Annotated in this window: 17 protein-coding genes; 6 read left to right on the top strand and 11 right to left on the bottom strand. The window is 60.5% G+C overall.

What is annotated here, in order from left to right; translation table 11 throughout:
- Positions 1 to 7: 7 nt before the first annotated feature.
- The 7 genes from flgG to flgF form a co-directional block, all read right to left on the bottom strand.
- Positions 8 to 796: a flagellar basal-body rod protein FlgG gene (gene flgG / locus FHX10_RS21355; RefSeq protein WP_028755548.1), complete on the bottom strand. Its 789-nt coding sequence runs from the start codon at positions 794 to 796 to the stop codon at positions 8 to 10.
- 19 nt (positions 797 to 815) lie between these two features.
- Positions 816 to 1160: a flagellar hook-basal body complex protein FliE gene (locus FHX10_RS21350; RefSeq protein ID WP_028755549.1), complete on the bottom strand. Its 345-nt coding sequence runs from the start codon at positions 1158 to 1160 to the stop codon at positions 816 to 818.
- A 2-nt stretch (positions 1161 to 1162) separates the two neighbouring features.
- Positions 1163 to 1579 (bottom strand): flagellar basal body rod protein FlgC, encoded by a 417-nt coding sequence (gene flgC / locus FHX10_RS21345; RefSeq protein WP_028755550.1) that lies wholly within the window; start codon positions 1577 to 1579, stop codon positions 1163 to 1165.
- 4 nt (positions 1580 to 1583) lie between these two features.
- Positions 1584 to 1976, bottom strand: a complete 393-nt coding sequence (gene flgB / locus FHX10_RS21340) for a flagellar basal body rod protein FlgB (protein ID WP_047613593.1) — start codon at positions 1974 to 1976, stop codon at positions 1584 to 1586.
- Between the two features lie 184 nt (positions 1977 to 2160).
- A complete protein-coding gene (locus tag FHX10_RS21335; RefSeq protein ID WP_184390167.1) occupies positions 2161 to 2703 on the bottom strand; it encodes a flagellar protein in 543 nt (180 codons plus the stop codon).
- Between the two features lie 2 nt (positions 2704 to 2705).
- The gene (gene fliI / locus FHX10_RS21330; RefSeq protein WP_047613591.1) at positions 2706 to 4103 is read right to left on the bottom strand and encodes a flagellar protein export ATPase FliI; all 1398 of its coding nucleotides are present in this window, start codon (positions 4101 to 4103) and stop codon (positions 2706 to 2708) included.
- 119 nt (positions 4104 to 4222) lie between these two features.
- A complete protein-coding gene (flgF, locus tag FHX10_RS21325; RefSeq protein ID WP_028755554.1) occupies positions 4223 to 4957 on the bottom strand; it encodes a flagellar basal-body rod protein FlgF in 735 nt (244 codons plus the stop codon).
- 255 nt (positions 4958 to 5212) lie between these two features.
- On the opposite strand from flgF, the gene motA reads away from it, so the two are divergent.
- The 6 genes from motA to FHX10_RS21295 all read left to right on the top strand — a co-directional run bounded on the left by motA (position 5213) and on the right by FHX10_RS21295 (position 10601).
- On the top strand, positions 5213 to 6085 hold the full coding sequence (gene motA, locus FHX10_RS21320; RefSeq protein WP_047613589.1) for a flagellar motor stator protein MotA: 873 nt from the start codon (positions 5213 to 5215) through the stop codon (positions 6083 to 6085).
- Positions 6086 to 7036: a FliM/FliN family flagellar motor switch protein gene (locus FHX10_RS21315; protein WP_184390165.1), complete on the top strand. Its 951-nt coding sequence runs from the start codon at positions 6086 to 6088 to the stop codon at positions 7034 to 7036. It abuts the gene before it with no gap.
- A gap of 65 nt (positions 7037 to 7101) precedes the next feature.
- Positions 7102 to 7689: a flagellar motor switch protein FliN gene (fliN, locus tag FHX10_RS21310; protein WP_028755557.1), complete on the top strand. Its 588-nt coding sequence runs from the start codon at positions 7102 to 7104 to the stop codon at positions 7687 to 7689.
- 28 nt (positions 7690 to 7717) lie between these two features.
- Positions 7718 to 8758: a flagellar motor switch protein FliG gene (fliG, locus tag FHX10_RS21305; protein WP_028755558.1), complete on the top strand. Its 1041-nt coding sequence runs from the start codon at positions 7718 to 7720 to the stop codon at positions 8756 to 8758.
- A 314-nt stretch (positions 8759 to 9072) separates the two neighbouring features.
- Positions 9073 to 10152 carry a flagellar biosynthesis protein FlhB gene (gene flhB, locus FHX10_RS21300; RefSeq protein WP_097544543.1) on the top strand — a complete coding sequence of 360 codons (1080 nt, stop codon included), beginning with the start codon at positions 9073 to 9075 and terminating at the stop codon, positions 10150 to 10152.
- Positions 10153 to 10157: 5 nt separating this feature from the next.
- Positions 10158 to 10601, top strand: coding sequence for a hypothetical protein (locus tag FHX10_RS21295; RefSeq protein ID WP_184390162.1), 444 nt, complete (start codon positions 10158 to 10160; stop codon positions 10599 to 10601).
- A 56-nt stretch (positions 10602 to 10657) separates the two neighbouring features.
- Here FHX10_RS21295 and visR read toward each other — a convergent pair whose 3' ends face one another.
- The 4 genes from visR to FHX10_RS21275 form a co-directional block, all read right to left on the bottom strand.
- Positions 10658 to 11404: a transcriptional regulator VisR gene (visR, locus tag FHX10_RS21290; protein WP_028755561.1), complete on the bottom strand. Its 747-nt coding sequence runs from the start codon at positions 11402 to 11404 to the stop codon at positions 10658 to 10660.
- 9 nt (positions 11405 to 11413) lie between these two features.
- The gene (gene visN, locus FHX10_RS21285) at positions 11414 to 12160 is read right to left on the bottom strand and encodes a transcriptional regulator VisN (protein WP_028755562.1); all 747 of its coding nucleotides are present in this window, start codon (positions 12158 to 12160) and stop codon (positions 11414 to 11416) included.
- A gap of 430 nt (positions 12161 to 12590) precedes the next feature.
- The gene (gene fliF / locus FHX10_RS21280; protein ID WP_184390159.1) at positions 12591 to 14282 is read right to left on the bottom strand and encodes a flagellar basal-body MS-ring/collar protein FliF; all 1692 of its coding nucleotides are present in this window, start codon (positions 14280 to 14282) and stop codon (positions 12591 to 12593) included.
- 201 nt (positions 14283 to 14483) lie between these two features.
- A complete protein-coding gene (locus tag FHX10_RS21275; RefSeq protein WP_028755564.1) occupies positions 14484 to 14873 on the bottom strand; it encodes a hypothetical protein in 390 nt (129 codons plus the stop codon).
- Positions 14874 to 14888: the final 15 nt, after the last annotated feature.

Below are 14888 nucleotides of genomic sequence, written 5' to 3'. Positions count from 1 at the left end.
CTTCCCTTTACTTCAGGTTCTTGCTGACGATGGAGGCCATTTCATCAGCGGTGGTGATCACCTTGGAATTCATTTCGTAAGCCCGCTGGGCCGAGATCAGCTCGGTGATTTCCTTCACCGGATCGACGTTCGACGATTCCAGATAACCCTGCTTCATGTAAGCGAAACCTTCCTCATCGGGATTGCCGATGACGGCTTCGCCGGAGGCGGCCGTTTCCTGGAAGAGATTGTCGCCAAGCGGCTGGAGGCCCGCCTCGTTGACGAAGTCGGCAAGCGTCAGCTGACCGAGCACGGTCGCATCCGTCGCACCCGGCAGCTTCGCCGAGACTTCGCCCGAGCGGCTGATGGTCAGCTCGGTGGAGCCTGTCGGAATGGTGATGCCGGGAAGAACCTCGTAGCCGTCAATGGTGACGAGCTGGCCCTGGTCGTTCTTGTTGAAGGCGCCGGCGCGGGTATAAAGCGTCGTGCCGTCGGTCGACTGGATCTGGAAGAAGCCCTTGCCGATCAGCGCCACGTCGAGATCGTTGCCGGTCTGGGTCAGTTCGCCCTGGAGATGCAGGTTGCGCACTGCCGAGGTCTGGACGCCGAGGCCGATATTGGCGCCTTCCGGAACGACGGCCTGATTGGCGCGGTTGGCGACACCCTTGGCGCGTTCGGTCTGGTAGAGAAGATCGGAGAATTCGGCGCGGGCGCGCTTGAAACCTGTCGTGTTGATGTTTGCGATGTTGTTCGCGATGACTTCCAGATTGGTCTGCTGGGCATCCATGCCCGTTGCTGCGATGGCGAGCGCTCTCATGTGTTCGTCCTCAAATCAGTTACATCTGCATCTTGGTGACTTCGAGAAAGGCCGAGACGACCTTGTCGCGGATGGCAATCGCGGTCTGCAGCGTCTGCTCGGCCTGGAGCATGGAATCGACGACTTCACGCGTCGTCGCCGTGCCCTTGATCCCGGCAAAGGACATGCTTTCCGCACCCTTCAGGCTGCTGACCGCATCGCTCGCCATGTTGCCCATGACGGAAGCGAAGCTCACGCCATTAGCCGCACCGGCGGTGCCCGGCATGGTGGCGGCGGCAGACGACGAGGCGGAATTTTCGGTGTCGACGGCGCCAAGCGCGCGGGTCATCGAAAGGTTGCTGACATTCTGGACGCTGCTGATCATTATTATTGGCTCTTCAGGAGATCGATCGTGGAGGAGATGAGATCGCGGGTCTGCTTGATCGTCTGCAGATTGGCGTCATAGGAGCGGTTGGCTTCGCGCATGTCGGCCATCTCGACGAGGATGTTGACGTTCGGCAGCTTGACGACGCCCTTCTGGTCCGCAGCCGGATTGCTGGGGTCGAATTCCGTGCTGAAGTCGCCTTCGTCGACACCGACCTTCTTGACGTTGACCGTCTCAACGCCGCTGGTGCGATCCATCTGCTGGCCGAAGGTGATCGTCTTGCGGCGATAGGGGTCAGCGCCGGGCGTGTCGCCGGTCGAGCGAGCGTTGGCGATGTTCTCCGAGACGATGCGCAGACGCGTCGACTGCGCCTCGAGTCCCGAACCGGCGATTTTCATTGCTGCTGAAAGCGGATCCATGATTTTACTTCCTGACGGTCATCAACATCATGCGGTTGAAGGAACTGACCAGCGAGGTGTTCAGATCGTACTGGCGCTTGATATCGCCCGACTTGGAGAGCTCTTCGGCCAAACCGACCGTATTGCCGGATTCCTGGATGCCGATTTCCTGGTCGAGTGCTGCATCCTTGACGTCGATATCGCCGCTGTCGCTGAAATCATTGCCGCTCAGATGCGCCGGATTGGTGCGCGCCATGGTGATATCGGACTTGTCGAGCACGGCGTCAAAAGGCGTGACATCCTTGGCATGGAACTTCGGGGTATTGGCATTCGCGATGTTGCTGGCAACAACCTGCTGACGGACCGTCAGCCATTCCGCCTGTCGCGAAGCCAAGTCGAAAAGTTGGATCGGTTGCATGGGAACTCTCCGTTTTTACTGCCCCGAACCTAGTGCGGTAATCTTGCGTGGGACTTACGGGAATTCAGGCTTCGAGCCGCTTTTCGGAGAAGGCCGCGGCTAAAAGAAAGCGGGCTCCAAAAAGAAACCGGGCTCCGGCCGGTTCGCGGCGGAGCCCCTGTCGTGTTCGGCACCTGCGGCAGGTTCAATTGTTCTGGTAGGTCTCGCCCTTGGAGGTGACGATCACCCATTTTCCGTCGCGCTGCTCGAGGGCCGCAAGGCGGCTTTCGTCGGGCAGGATCGAGCCGATGCGCACGACATACATGCCCGAGGTATCCTCGATCAGCGCCCGGCCATTGGAGACGTGCAGCAGGCGGAAGGAAGATTTGCCGGGAAAGGGCTGATCCTCCAGGATGGGGCCGCCATCGCGCTCCTTGCCGAGATCGGAGACCGTCGCCGTCGTCAGCGGATCGACCAGCGGAGCCTTCTTCTCTCCCTCGTTCTTGTTGACCATGGCAAGCGGCGAGACGCTGAAGACGTTGCGGGCCGGCCAATCCGGCAGGTCGCGCGAATTGCCGCTGGCGGCGACGTTGATGCCGAACTTGTCCTCGTTGAAGAACACATACCAGGGGAAGAAAGCGGCGGCGCCGGCCAGCGCCAGGCCGGTGAAGGTCAGAAGCCGATCCAGCATGGCGGTCTTCCTGCGCTGCTTCAAGGAAGCGATGCGTTCGTCGTCGAATTCAGCCACGTCTATCTCCTCTGAATCTGTCCGCCCTGATTGCCCATGCCGGCTGCGGCCTTGAGCGCGCCGGCGAGATCGGCAAAGGCATCGGGCGAGTCACGGTCGCCCGGCGACTGCTTCAGGACGTCGTAAATGATGGGCACCTGCTTGACCGCCATGTCGAGATCGGGATCGGCGCCCTGGCGATAACCGCCGATCAGGCGCAGGTCGCGCGTCTCCTCGAAGCGGTGGATCAGCACTTTCAGCCGCGACACCAGCTTTTCCTGGTCCGGCGTCCAGGCCTTGCGGGCGAGACGCGAGATCGAGGCCAGCGGATCGATCGGCGGATAACGCCCTTCTTCGGCGAGACTGCGCTGCAGGACGATGTGACCGTCGAGAATGCCGCGCGTCGAGTCGGCGATCGGGTCGTTGTGGTTGTCGCCGTCGACGAGGATCGAGATGATCGCCGTGATGGTGCCGGCGCCCTCGGGGCCGGGACCGGCGCGTTCCAGCAGCCGCGGCAGTTCGGTGAAGACGGACGCGGGATAACCGCGCGCGATCGGCGGCTCGCCGGAGGCGGTCGCCACTTCGCGGATCGCATGGGCGAAACGCGTGACGCTGTCGACGATGAAGAGGACGTTCTCCCCCTTGTCGCGGAAATGCTCGGCGATGGTGACCGCCGTCAGCGGCGCCATCTTGCGCAGCATCGGGCTCTCGTCGCTGGTGGCGACGACGGCGATCGCCTTCTTCATATTGCTGCCGAGCGTATCCTCGATGAATTCGCGCACCTCGCGGCCGCGTTCGCCGACGAGAGCAATGACAACCTTGTCGAAGGCATCGGCGCGGGCGAGCATGGACAGAAGCGTCGACTTGCCGACGCCGGAACCGGCGAAGATGCCGAGGCGCTGTCCGAGGCAGAGCGGCGAGAAGATGTCGATGGCGCGCACCCCGGTCTTGAAGCCGGTCTGGACACGCTTGCGGGTCATCGAAGGCGGCGCGGTGTTGGAGATCGAGCGGCGATCGAGGCCCTCGGTGATCGGACCCAGCCCGTCGATCGGCTCGCAAAGCGAGTTGACGGTGCGCCCGCACCAGCTGTCCGACGGCGAAATGCGGAAGGCACCCTTGCGGATGACCGTATCGTGGATGCCGATCGGCTCGCCGGGTTCGATCGGGCAGACATAGATCAGGTCCGGCTCGACGCGCACGACCTCGCCGAGATGGATGCCGGTCGCCGATTTATGGGCGACGAACTCCCCGAGACGAACATGGCGGGAGAGACCGCGCACCGTGTAATGGCCGGCGGCGATGGTCTGCACGCGACCGCCATGGGCGACGGCGAACTCCGGCGATGCATAGCGCTCGACGAGGCCTGCGAGATGCGCCAGTTTCGGGGAAAGGCCGTCCTCGGACAGTAGCTTGGTGCTCATGCTTCAAATCCCGCCCTGAAATACACCGCGTGCAGCATGCTGCATGCGGTGTATTTCGGATCTCTGCTCTTATGCATGCCGTCCTCCCAAAACCGCCGGACACTTTTGGGCGACATGCATCAACGGCTGCCCCCAAGCGTCTGGACGGCTTCCTTGAAGGAATCCTCGCTGTCACGCATCAGCGACGAAACGCTTTCGAAGGCGCGGTTGACTTCGATCAGCTGGGTGATCTCGCGCATGGCGTTGACATTGGAGTTTTCGAGATAGCCCTGCTCGACACCGATATTGAAGCGGTCGACAACGGCGCGCGGCTGGTCGGTGGTCATGATGCCGCTGTTTTCGTAGCGCAGGTAACCCTTGCTGATATCGGCCTCGAACAGGCCGAGCGAAGCGACCTGGCGGTCGGCCTGATAGATGATGCCGTCGGTGCCGACGGCCGGCTCGCCGCCCTTGGTGTTGAGCTGGATCGGCGCGCCGCCGGCGTCGAGAACGGGATATCCCCTGATCGACACGAGTTCGCCGGTATCCTTGATCGTGAAGCGCCCGTCCCTTGTCAGCACGCGGCCGGCCGGCGTATCGAGCGCAAACCAGGCATCGCCCTTGATGGCGAAATCGAGCATGTTGCCGGTATGCTGCAGTTCGCCATTTCCTTCGTTCAGGTAGTCGTTGCCCTGGGAAACGAAGGCGACCTTGGTATTCAGCTTGTTCTTGGTATTCGCCACCATCTCGTCGAACTTCACCTCTGTGGCGCGAAAACCGGTGGTGTTCACGTTCGCCATGTTGTCCGCGATGGTGTTCAGGCGCTTTTCGAGGGCCATCTGCGACGACAGAGAAACATAAAGACCGGATTGCATGTCGGTAAGCTCCAAGCATTGGCGATGAACGGAACGAAAAGCCGGGCGTCGTCTTGAGTGGTTCGGCCGGGATTTCGCTGAGGCGGCATCTCAGAAAACGGGTGCGGACACCCATTCGTCTCCTTTAGACTGACGGCAGATGCTTGCGCGAAGCTGGCACGTGGAAATGCCTTGCGAGCGGCCTTTTCATCAGCCTCACGCAAGGCAGAAATCCTATCCGTCTTAGAGAAAAGTAACGTTCAGATTGGGCTGACGATGAATATCATTATCGGATTTATAGTGACTTGCGGCTGTGTCATCGGCAGCTTCATGGCGATGGGCGGCCACGTGGACGCCCTGTTCCAGCCCTTCGAATTCGTCATCATCGGTGGCGCCGGTCTCGGCAGCTTCATCATGGCGAACCCGATGAAGGTGGTGAAGGATTCGGGCAAGGCGCTCGGCGAAGCCTTCAAGCACGCCGTGCCGAAGGAACGCAATTATCTCGACACGCTCGGCGTGCTCTATTCGCTGATGCGCGACCTGCGCACCAAGTCGCGCAACGAAATCGAAGCCCATATCGACAATCCGGCCGAATCGACGATCTTCCAGTCGGCTCCGACCGTTCTGAAGAACAAGGAACTGACCGCGTTCATCTGCGACTACGTGCGGCTGATCATCATCGGCAACGCCCGCAGCCACGAAATCGAGGCGCTGATGGATGAAGAGCTCAACACCATCATGCACGACAAGATGAAGCCCTACCACGCGATCCAGATCATGGGCGATTCCTTCCCGGCCATCGGCATCGTCGCGGCCGTTCTCGGCGTCATCAAGGCGATGGCCCACATCAACGATTCGCCTGAAGTGCTCGGTCACCTGATCGGCTCGGCGCTTGTCGGCACCTTCCTCGGCATTCTCTTGTCCTATTGCGTCTGCTCGCCGCTGGTCTCGCAGATCAAGGTCGTGCGCAACAAGCAGCACCGCCTCTACGTCATCGTCAAGCAGACACTACTTGCCTATATGAACGGGTCGGTGCCGCAGGTCGCTCTCGAATACGGCCGCAAGACGATTTCGGCCTACGAGCGTCCGTCCATCGATGCGGTCGAACAGGAAATGATGAACCCAGGCGGCGAAAACAAGGCGGCTTAAATGACCATGAGCAATGCTTCGCACGACAAACCGGCTATGGATCCTGCCCTTCTCGCCAAACTGACAGGCGGGCTTGGCGACAAAGGCAGGGTCGCCAAGATCTGCAGCTCCTTTGGGGAAATCTACAGCGAATTCTTTCCCGACGTCATCAAAAGCGAGACCGGGCTCGACGTGACGGTCAACTTTCTCGGCTGCGAGATCGGCTACAAGAACCATCTGGTCGACGACCTGAGTGCGAACGTCACGCTCGTCGACGCGACGCTGCGCAACTGGTCGCAGAACATTACGCTTGTCTGCGGCAACGGGTTCGTCATCACGCTGATGGAGCACCTGCTCGGCGCCACCGCCGATACGATCGAAGAACCTGCCGACCGGGTGCTTTCGATCATCGAACTCGATCTGGCGGTCATGGTCTTCGACAAGATCGCCAAGGTGCTGCGCTCGGCCGTCAACGCGCCGGGCGGCTTCGAACCGAGCCTTTCGGCTCCGCACTCCCATGACACACGCGCCCGCCCGGCCGAGGATCGCCCGGACGAGTTCGCCGCCGCCATCAACATGTCGATCACCCTTGCCGGCATCGTTTCGGAATTCGCATTGATCGTTCCGCAGACGGCGCTGCTCAAGACCAAGGTGACGCCGCCGAAGCCGAAGCGCCAAGCCGGCAGCAGCTCGGCGGAATGGACCGAACAGCTCGGCGACCAGGTCCGCCGCTCGCATGTCACGCTCGAGGCCAAGATCAGGCTGCAGGACCTGACGCTGCGCACGATATCGAAGCTGATGGTCGGCGACGTCATTCCATTCCGCGACAGCGGCGACGTGCGCGTCGAGGTCAGCGCCAACAGCAAGGAATTGTATGTGTGCGAGTTCGGGCGTTCAGGCGAAAACTACATGGTCCGCGTCAAGGATACGATGAACTCGGATGACGAGCTCATCCGTCATTTAATGAATTAATCGGTTCTCTGGCTTTTGGGCTGCAAAGGCAGTTTGAGGCAAGTTTCAACTGGAATAGTGATTTCATGGCTACGAAGAAAACACAGCAGAACAGCGACCTCTCCCTGGATATTCCGGGCAGCGAAGCGGATCTCGACCAGGCGATCGACGATCTGCGCGGCGTGCTGAAGCAGGATGCCGATGGCGACCTGCCGCAGTTTGGCGACGACCTGCAGAGCGACCCCTTCGCGACAGGAACGGACCTGGCGGCCTTCGGCGGCGAGGCTTCGGAAAGCCCCTTCGGCAGCGACGACTTCGGCGGCGATTTCGGCGCTGGCAATGCCAGCCAGGCTGCCGGCATGGATTTCGGCAGCAGCGCCTCTTTCGAGGGCTCGCCGGCTCCGCTCGGCAGCGCTTTGAATTCCAATTTCGATCTGATCATGGACATTCCGATCGATGTCCAGATCATGCTCGGCACCAGCCGCATGCAGGTTTCCGGCCTGATGAACCTCAATGAAGGGGCGACCATCGCCCTCGACAAGAAGATCGGCGAACCCGTCGAGATCATGGTGAACGGCCGCAGGATTGCACGCGGCGAAATTACGGTGCTTGATCACGACGACACGCGATTCGGTGTGAAACTGATAGAAGTTTTGAGTACGAAAAAAGCCTGATCCCTGTGTGGGACGGAGAGGTTAGACCATGATGGACTTTGACGATTTCGGCGGCGCGCTAGCCGGGAAACCGTTGACCCAGGCTGAAAAGGCGGCGGCTGTTCTTCTCGCTATGGGAAAGGGCGTCGCCGGCCGGCTGCTGAAGTATTTCACCCAGGCCGAACTTCAGACCATTATCTCATCCGCCCAGTCGCTTCGTGCCATTCCGCCGGATGAACTGCTGCTGCTCGTCGCCGAGTTCGAGGACCTCTTCACCGAGGGCGCCGGACTGATGGACAACGCCAAGGCGATCGAGGCCATTCTCGAAGAAGGCCTGACGCCCGACGAGGTCGACAGCCTGCTTGGCCGTCGCACCGCATTCCAAGCCTACGAAACCTCGATCTGGGATCGCCTCAGCGAAGCGGAGCCGACATTCGTCGCACAGTTCCTGCTGCGCGAACATCCGCAGACCGTCGCCTATATTCTTTCGATGATGCCTTCCAACTTCGGCGCCAAGGTGCTGCTGCAGCTTCCCGACAATCGTCGCGCCGACATCATGAACAGAACGGTCAACATGAAGACGGTCAGCCCGAAGGCCGCGCAGATCATCGAGAACCAGGTCATGACGCTGCTTGCCGAGGTCGAGGCAGAGCGCAATGCGGCCGGCTCGACGAAGGTCGCCGATCTCATGAACGAACTCGACAAGCCGCAGGTCGACACGCTGCTCACCTCGCTCGAATCGATCAGCCGCGAATCGGTCAACAAGGTCCGCCCGAAGATCTTCCTCTTCGAAGACCTCATGTACATGCCGCAGCGCAGCCGCGTCTTGCTGCTCAACGACATTTCGACGGATGTGCTCACCGTCGCGCTGCGCGGGTCGCCCCCCGAGATCCGCGAATCGGTTCTCTCGGCCATCAGCCCACGCCAGCGCCGCATGATCGAATCGGATCTGCAGAGCGGCATGGGCGGCGTCAATCCGCGCGAGATCGCGATTGCCCGCCGCGCCGTGGCGCAGGAAGCGATTCGCCTGGCCAATTCCGGCCAGATCGAACTCAAGGAGAAGGAAGGCGACGCTTCGGCAGCCGCCTAAAACGCGTCGCAGTGCGCTGCTTCATGCAACTCGTTTTCACTCCGTCTATTGTGCACGTCGTTTTCCCGCGACCTGCATCGGCACTTCGAGACTGTTGACAAATCCGGCATGCCGTACGGCAGCTGTTGATCGCCGTGCCACAGGCGACTACCCTTCCAGCAATAGGCTGCGCTCCAAAGCGCGTCGCAGAGAACCCGGTTCCTGCGACGCGCTTTGGGTCTTTGTTTTGATGCATGTCGTCATCCCAAAACCGCTGCACATTTTTGGGCGGCATGCATTAGCTGCAGCCTATTTCTTTGACGGAGGGCCGCGACTTGGCAGACGATGACAAGGACAGCAAAACAGAAGCCCCGACCGCGAAAAAGCAAACCGATGCCGCGGAAAAAGGCAACGTGCCGTTTTCGCGCGAGCTGTCGATCTTCGCGACCATTCTCGCCACCTACATCTATCTGGTGTTCTTCCTCCCCGACAGCGTCGGGCGCATGACGGAAACGCTGCGCGACATCTTCGAGCAGCCCGACCAATGGAAAATCGAGACGGGGCCGGATATCCTATCGCTGTTCGTCCGGATCGGCTGGGCAAGTGCGGCGCTGGTGGCGCCCGCCTTCATCCTGTTCATGGTGTTCGGCATCGCCTCCGCCGTCTTCCAGAACCTGCCGACACCGGTGCTCGAACGTATCCGGCCGCAGTTCTCGCGCATCTCCCCTGTCAAAGGCTGGACGCGGCTGTTCAGCCTGCCCGGCCTCATCGAATTCGGAAAGTCGCTGTTCAAGGTCGTCATCGTCGGGATCATCCTGTTCTTCGTGATGAGAAGCGAATATTTCAGCTCGATCGACGCGATGTTCTCCGATCCACAGACCATCCTCGTGCGGACGACGACGGCGATGCGCAAGATCATCATCGTCATGCTGATCGCCACCGCGATCGTGGCGATTGCCGATCTTTTCTGGACGCGCCATCACTGGTTCACCGAACTGAAGATGACACGCCACGAGGTGAAGGAAGAAAACAAGCAGGCGCAGGGCGACCCCTTCGTCAAGGGCCGGCAGCGCTCGCTGATGCGCGACCGCGCGCGCCGGCGCATGATCAACAACGTGCACCGGGCGACGCTCGTCATCGCCAACCCGACGCACTATGCCGTGGCGCTGCGTTACGCGCGTGAAGAAAACGACGCACCGGTGGTGCTGGCCAAGGGCCAGGACCTCGTCGCGCTCAAAATCAGGGAGATCGCCGAGCAGAACGGCATACCGGTGTTCGAGGATCCTCCGCTTGCGCGCTCCATGTTTGCGCAAGTCTCGATCGATAGTGTCATACCGTCAGTCTTCTACAAGGCCGTTGCGGAGCTGATCCACCGGGTCTACGCCGCAGACGCCAAGAACAAACGGGTAAGATAAGCCGAATGAAAAAATGCCCCCACTCTACCCAGCGTGAAAAGATCCTCGCCGTTGCGATCAGCCCGGTCGCAACGGAACTGCGCCTTCTGGATGCCTCTGACCTTATTTCACTGCTGCGCTTCGAGTATTACGGCAACCTTTCCGATCTCGTCGCGTCGGCAGCGGAGCTTTTCTTCCATCCGGGCACCGTGAATTTCGGCCTGGGCGGCAACTATACGCTGGAGTGGGGCGGTAAGCCCGAGGTCGTTCTCGATCTGGAAATCAAGCCACGCGGCGTCACCGTCTATGCCCAGCTCACCCTTGCCGAAGATCACGCCGGCATCGAGATCAATCATATCGCTTTCCAGGATCCATCGACCGATCCTGACGAGAATACCGTCTTTCTCGAAAAGAGCCTCCGGGAAGCCCGTTACAACGTCAACCAACCGCCTCGGGCGCTGGCCGGCTGACGTCCTCTCAAGACAATCGAGCATTCATCCACATTGGATAGAAGAACGGCGCGGGTTCAGCTGATGTAGCCGAGCCGGATCGCCTTGGCGATCGCCTGTATACGATTGACGGAATCGAGCTTGATGGTCGCCGAGCCGAGATAGGCGTTGACGGTGTGCACCGACAGGCCGAGCTTGTCGGCGATCTCTTCGCTGATGCGGCCGTCGCCGGCAAGCTGCAGACAGGCGATCTCGCGTTCGCTCAACGCCTCGGCGGCAGCCGTGCGGCGTTCATCGAGCGAGAGCAGATCCATCATGATATGGCAGCAGCGACCGTGCAACTCGACGATGGTATCGCTCGACGGATCGATCTCATCGCCGGTGAAGAGGATGAAACCATTGCCGACGGCGCCGAGCCGCACCGGAAAGGCAAGGCCGGAGAAAGGCAGAATACCGTTCTGCAGCCGCGTCATGAACGGCGAGAAGTCGGCCGGGCCGGGCGCCGCGCGATCGTGACCGCCGGCCCATGAGAGCGGCAGCAGCGACTTGTCGATATGGTCGAGAAGGATATCGCTGTAGGCATCGATGAAGGCCTTGCCGAAACCGGCATTGGAAGAGCCCCAGTTCTCGAGCTCGCAGACCAGGCGCTGCTTTGCCGGAAGGCCCGAGCCGCTGACGCGGAAGATCGCAAAGCCTTGCGCATCGGCGAGCTTCTGCATGGCGATCAGCCGCGGAAAAAGATCGGACCGGCTGGAAATCCTGTTCACACGCACCATGCGCAGCTGCTCGGCGCTGCTCATCGTCCTGCCTGGTGAATGTGCCATGGATCCCCCCTATACGAGATTATTGCGGACGGCGAAGGCAATGGCCTCGGAGCGGGTCTTGGTCGCCGTCTTGCGCATCACGCTGGTGATGTAGTTGTTGATGGTATTGCGGGAGATTCCAAGGATCATCGCGATCTCGTCGCTGGTCTTGCCCTCGGCGATCCAGAACAGGCATTCGAGCTCGCGGTCCGTCAATTCAAAATCGCGATCGACCTTCGTGCCACCGCAGCGGAGGAAGCTCGCGACATAACCTGCAAGCAGGCCCACATCGCGCAGGCGCTCCGGCGAAAGGATGAACCCTTCGCCGAACAGGAACATCAAGGCCAGCCGCGACCGGCCGACATTGAAGGTCAATGAACAATATTGGCGGCTGGCGCCGTCCGGCACATCGGCACTATCCGGCAGAAGAGCAAAATTCGGCTGGAAGACCTGCATGCATTTTTCCAGCTCGGTCGAACGGGCATAGCCGCTGACCAGATCATTGGCGATGTCCTTGACCAGATCGAAAGGCCAATCGGACGAAACGATGAAATCGAGGCCGCTTTCCTGAATGAGATCGCAGCGCGCCAGAAGATAGTGCGAAGCACCTACATACTCCGTCAGCGCGCGCAGACCGGACTGCAACCTTCCAGTGTCGGCGACACCGTGCAGGCGCTGGATCACTTCATCGCGGGGTAATAGACCCGGCGCCACCGCGCTCGCGAAATTCGCCATCTGCCTCTCGCCCTTGCTCGCCTGAAGTATGTTCATATCCATTGGCAACGTCCTGCGGCTGAGAAACGATCAAACTCGGTGCAACAGCAATTTTTCTGTAAAGGATTCAATTCAAGTCCCGCTCGAATCCCATTTCGAATCACCTAAGGGTAAGCCAGCCGATGTAAATCACCATCTCCGACTTCTAGGGATTTACATCAACTGCCGTCCATGCACTGATTCGAGCACCATTCGCGCCCTTCAAGATATAGGGGAGGCTAAGGTGATTCTGGCTGTACCGCAACTTGATTCGCGTTTTACGCGAGTATGCCTCAACAAATTTCTCTAAAGCGGTATTCACTGCAGTCAGGCCTATATCCTATTCGAATTGCTGGCGCCGGCCGTCATTTGCTTTGCGGGAACCGATACATCCCGCTGCAGGACATAGTGCCTGCTACCGACATAAAAAAAGGCCGGTTGCCCGGCCTTTCCCTTACGCTGCGTCGTCGATCGCCCATTTCCGGAGGATTTTCGCGGCGCGCTCCTCGTTGATTTCGACCATGCGAGAGAGTTTGCGTTCCGGGCCTTCCTTGACGCGACGGTTGAAGTTTCCGTCGTCGTCGCCGAGGCTGAGCAGGTCCTCGGTACTGTCGAAGCCGAAGTCGGACCCGAAGCCGTCCATGAGAGCACCTCCGGAGGCTCCTGCCGCGGGCGCGAAGTCGGGAAGCTCGAGGCCGGCCGCTTCCGGCGTGGCGTCGCCGAGAACCGAGGCGCCGCCGTTGCCGCTGACGCTGCGCACCAGAGGCCGCAGGCCCATCCAGACCACCACGAAGGCGACCGCGACGAAGGCGAGCGAGTTGATGATGCCGGCAAGGTTGCGGCTCAGCATGTCCATGACACGGACACCACCGGTGGCGTCTTCGAGCAGCTGGTTCTCGAGGAAGTCCATGGCCGTGACGGTGACGACGTCGCCGCGCTTGGCGTCGATGCCGGCCGCCGAAGTGACGATCTTCTGCATCTCGGCAAGATAGGCGTCGATCTTGGCCTGATCGGCAGGTTCGCCAACCATCTTGGCGATGCGGCCCTTGTTGACCACCACGGCGATCGACAGCTTCTCGACCTTGTAGCTGTTGCGGGTCGTCGCCGTCGTCCTGCTGTTGATTTCGTAGTTCGTCTGCTCTTCGCGCTTGTCGGACTTGTCCTGCGATTCCGGCCCGGCGGAACCGCCGGCCTCGGGAGCCGCCTGCGGGATGTTCTGCTCGACCGTCGTCGCGCTATCGGATGTCTTCTGCTGCGACTGCTGGGCTTCCTTCGTCGAGCGCACCGAGCGTTCGACCTTGGATTCGGGATCGTAGGTCGTTTCCTGGATCTGCTGGGCGTCGGTGTTGAGGTCGGCGGTAACGCTGGAGCGGAAGTTGTCCATGCCGAGGAAGGGCGCCAGCGCCTTGTCGATGTTGGATTCGACTTCCTGCTGGACGTTCTGGACGATGTTGAGCGAGCGGTTCAGCGAGCTGTTGCTCGCCTCGTCGCCGGATGCAAGCAGCTGACCGGCGGAATCGAGGATCGTCACGTCATCGATGTCAAGCCCCGGCACGGCCGAGGCGACGAGGTGGCGGATCGAGGTCGCCGCGCTGCGCCCGGCGGTGGCGCTGGCGCGAATCATGACGGAGGCGGTCGGCTTCTGCTCGGCCTTCCGGAAGTTTCCGACCTCCGGCATGACGATATGGACTCGCGCGGCTGTTATACCCGAGATCGATTGGATGGTACGGGCGATTTCGCCTTCCAGCGCTCGAACCCGCGTCACCTCCTGCATGAAGGAGGTCAGGCCGAGGGAGCCGACATTGTCGAAAAGTTCGTAACCGGCATTGGCGCTGTTCGGCAGGCCGCGCTCGGCAAGCATCAGGCGGGCCTTGCCCGTCAATCCCGCGGGGACGCTGATGCTGGAACCGTCCGTGCCGACCTGGAAATCGATGTTGGCTTCGGCAAGCGCCATGCTGATCTGATTGAGATCCGGCGAATCCAGACCGACATAGAGCGTTTCCTGTGCCGGCTTGTTGACGAAAAGGGCGGCCGCAAGGACGATTGCGATGGAAACGGCACCGACGCCTCCAAGAATCATCAGGCGCGTTCGGCCCAGGGAGCCGAAGTTCTTAAAGATCTGAACTAATTGATTTAACAGATTCATTCTGTTCTCGCACGATCCGTCAAAGACAAAGCAGGCTTATTGCCTCATCAGACGAATAGTCGGCGAAACTTGTGCGAGCGTTTCGTGAAGCGTGTGCGGGAGCGAAAAGGCCTAATGCCATCGCCCGAAAGAGAACGGTGATTTTGGGATAACGACCTGCATAAAAGCGCGTCGCATGAATCCGGTTTGGCGCGAGGTGCTTTAGAAGAAATCGAAGTCGCCGGCTGCCTTGCTCAATGGCTGGGAATGGCCGTGGCGGGTGGCGCCGCCCAATGCCTTCTGCATCTCGGCCAGCTTGACGAGGCTGAGCGCGGTTGCGACGTCGACCGACCAGCCGTGCGGGATTTCGCCGGTGATGGTGTCGATGAATTCGGCAAGGCCGCGCGATTTCTGCACGGCGAGATCAATGCCCTGCATGACCTTCATGGCATCCGGCGAATTCAGGATTTCCGCGCCGCCGAGTTCGAGAAGCTGTGGCTCGATGCGCTCGATCAGATAGGCAACGTCGTGCAGTTCCGAAACGATGCGCATCAGGATGTCGCTCAGCGCTTCGACGGGCGCAGGCGGCTCCATCACCGGGTTAAATGTCATATGAAAATCCTCGCC

This window comes from Rhizobium sp. BK591, assembly GCF_014195045.1.
Taxonomy (GTDB): Bacteria; Pseudomonadota; Alphaproteobacteria; order Rhizobiales; family Rhizobiaceae; genus Rhizobium; species Rhizobium anhuiense.
The sequence above is the reverse complement of the archived record's forward strand: the minus strand, read 5'-3'. Positions and strand labels throughout refer to the sequence as shown.

Bases quoted from the DNA above. Each gene is read 5' to 3' on its own strand.
- flgG (WP_028755548.1), bottom strand. From the start codon at position 796: ATGAGAGCGCTCGCCATCGCAGCAACGGGCATGGATGCCCAGCAGACC.
- FHX10_RS21350 (WP_028755549.1), bottom strand. From the start codon at position 1,160: ATGATCAGCAGCGTCCAGAATGTCAGCAACCTTTCGATGACCCGCGCG.
- flgC (WP_028755550.1), bottom strand. From the start codon at position 1,579: ATGGATCCGCTTTCAGCAGCAATGAAAATCGCCGGTTCGGGACTCGAG.
- flgB (WP_047613593.1), bottom strand. From the start codon at position 1,976: ATGCAACCGATCCAACTTTTCGACTTGGCTTCGCGACAGGCGGAATGG.
- fliI (WP_047613591.1), bottom strand. From the start codon at position 4,103: ATGAGCACCAAGCTACTGTCCGAGGACGGCCTTTCCCCGAAACTGGCG.
- flgF (WP_028755554.1), bottom strand. From the start codon at position 4,957: ATGCAATCCGGTCTTTATGTTTCTCTGTCGTCGCAGATGGCCCTCGAA.
- motA (WP_047613589.1), top strand. From the start codon at position 5,213: ATGAATATCATTATCGGATTTATAGTGACTTGCGGCTGTGTCATCGGC.
- FHX10_RS21315 (WP_184390165.1), top strand. From the start codon at position 6,086: ATGACCATGAGCAATGCTTCGCACGACAAACCGGCTATGGATCCTGCC.
- fliN (WP_028755557.1), top strand. From the start codon at position 7,102: ATGGCTACGAAGAAAACACAGCAGAACAGCGACCTCTCCCTGGATATT.
- fliG (WP_028755558.1), top strand. From the start codon at position 7,718: ATGATGGACTTTGACGATTTCGGCGGCGCGCTAGCCGGGAAACCGTTG.
- FHX10_RS21295 (WP_184390162.1), top strand. From the start codon at position 10,158: ATGAAAAAATGCCCCCACTCTACCCAGCGTGAAAAGATCCTCGCCGTT.
- visR (WP_028755561.1), bottom strand. From the start codon at position 11,404: ATGGCACATTCACCAGGCAGGACGATGAGCAGCGCCGAGCAGCTGCGC.
- visN (WP_028755562.1), bottom strand. From the start codon at position 12,160: ATGGATATGAACATACTTCAGGCGAGCAAGGGCGAGAGGCAGATGGCG.
- fliF (WP_184390159.1), bottom strand. From the start codon at position 14,282: ATGAATCTGTTAAATCAATTAGTTCAGATCTTTAAGAACTTCGGCTCC.
- FHX10_RS21275 (WP_028755564.1), bottom strand. From the start codon at position 14,873: ATGACATTTAACCCGGTGATGGAGCCGCCTGCGCCCGTCGAAGCGCTG.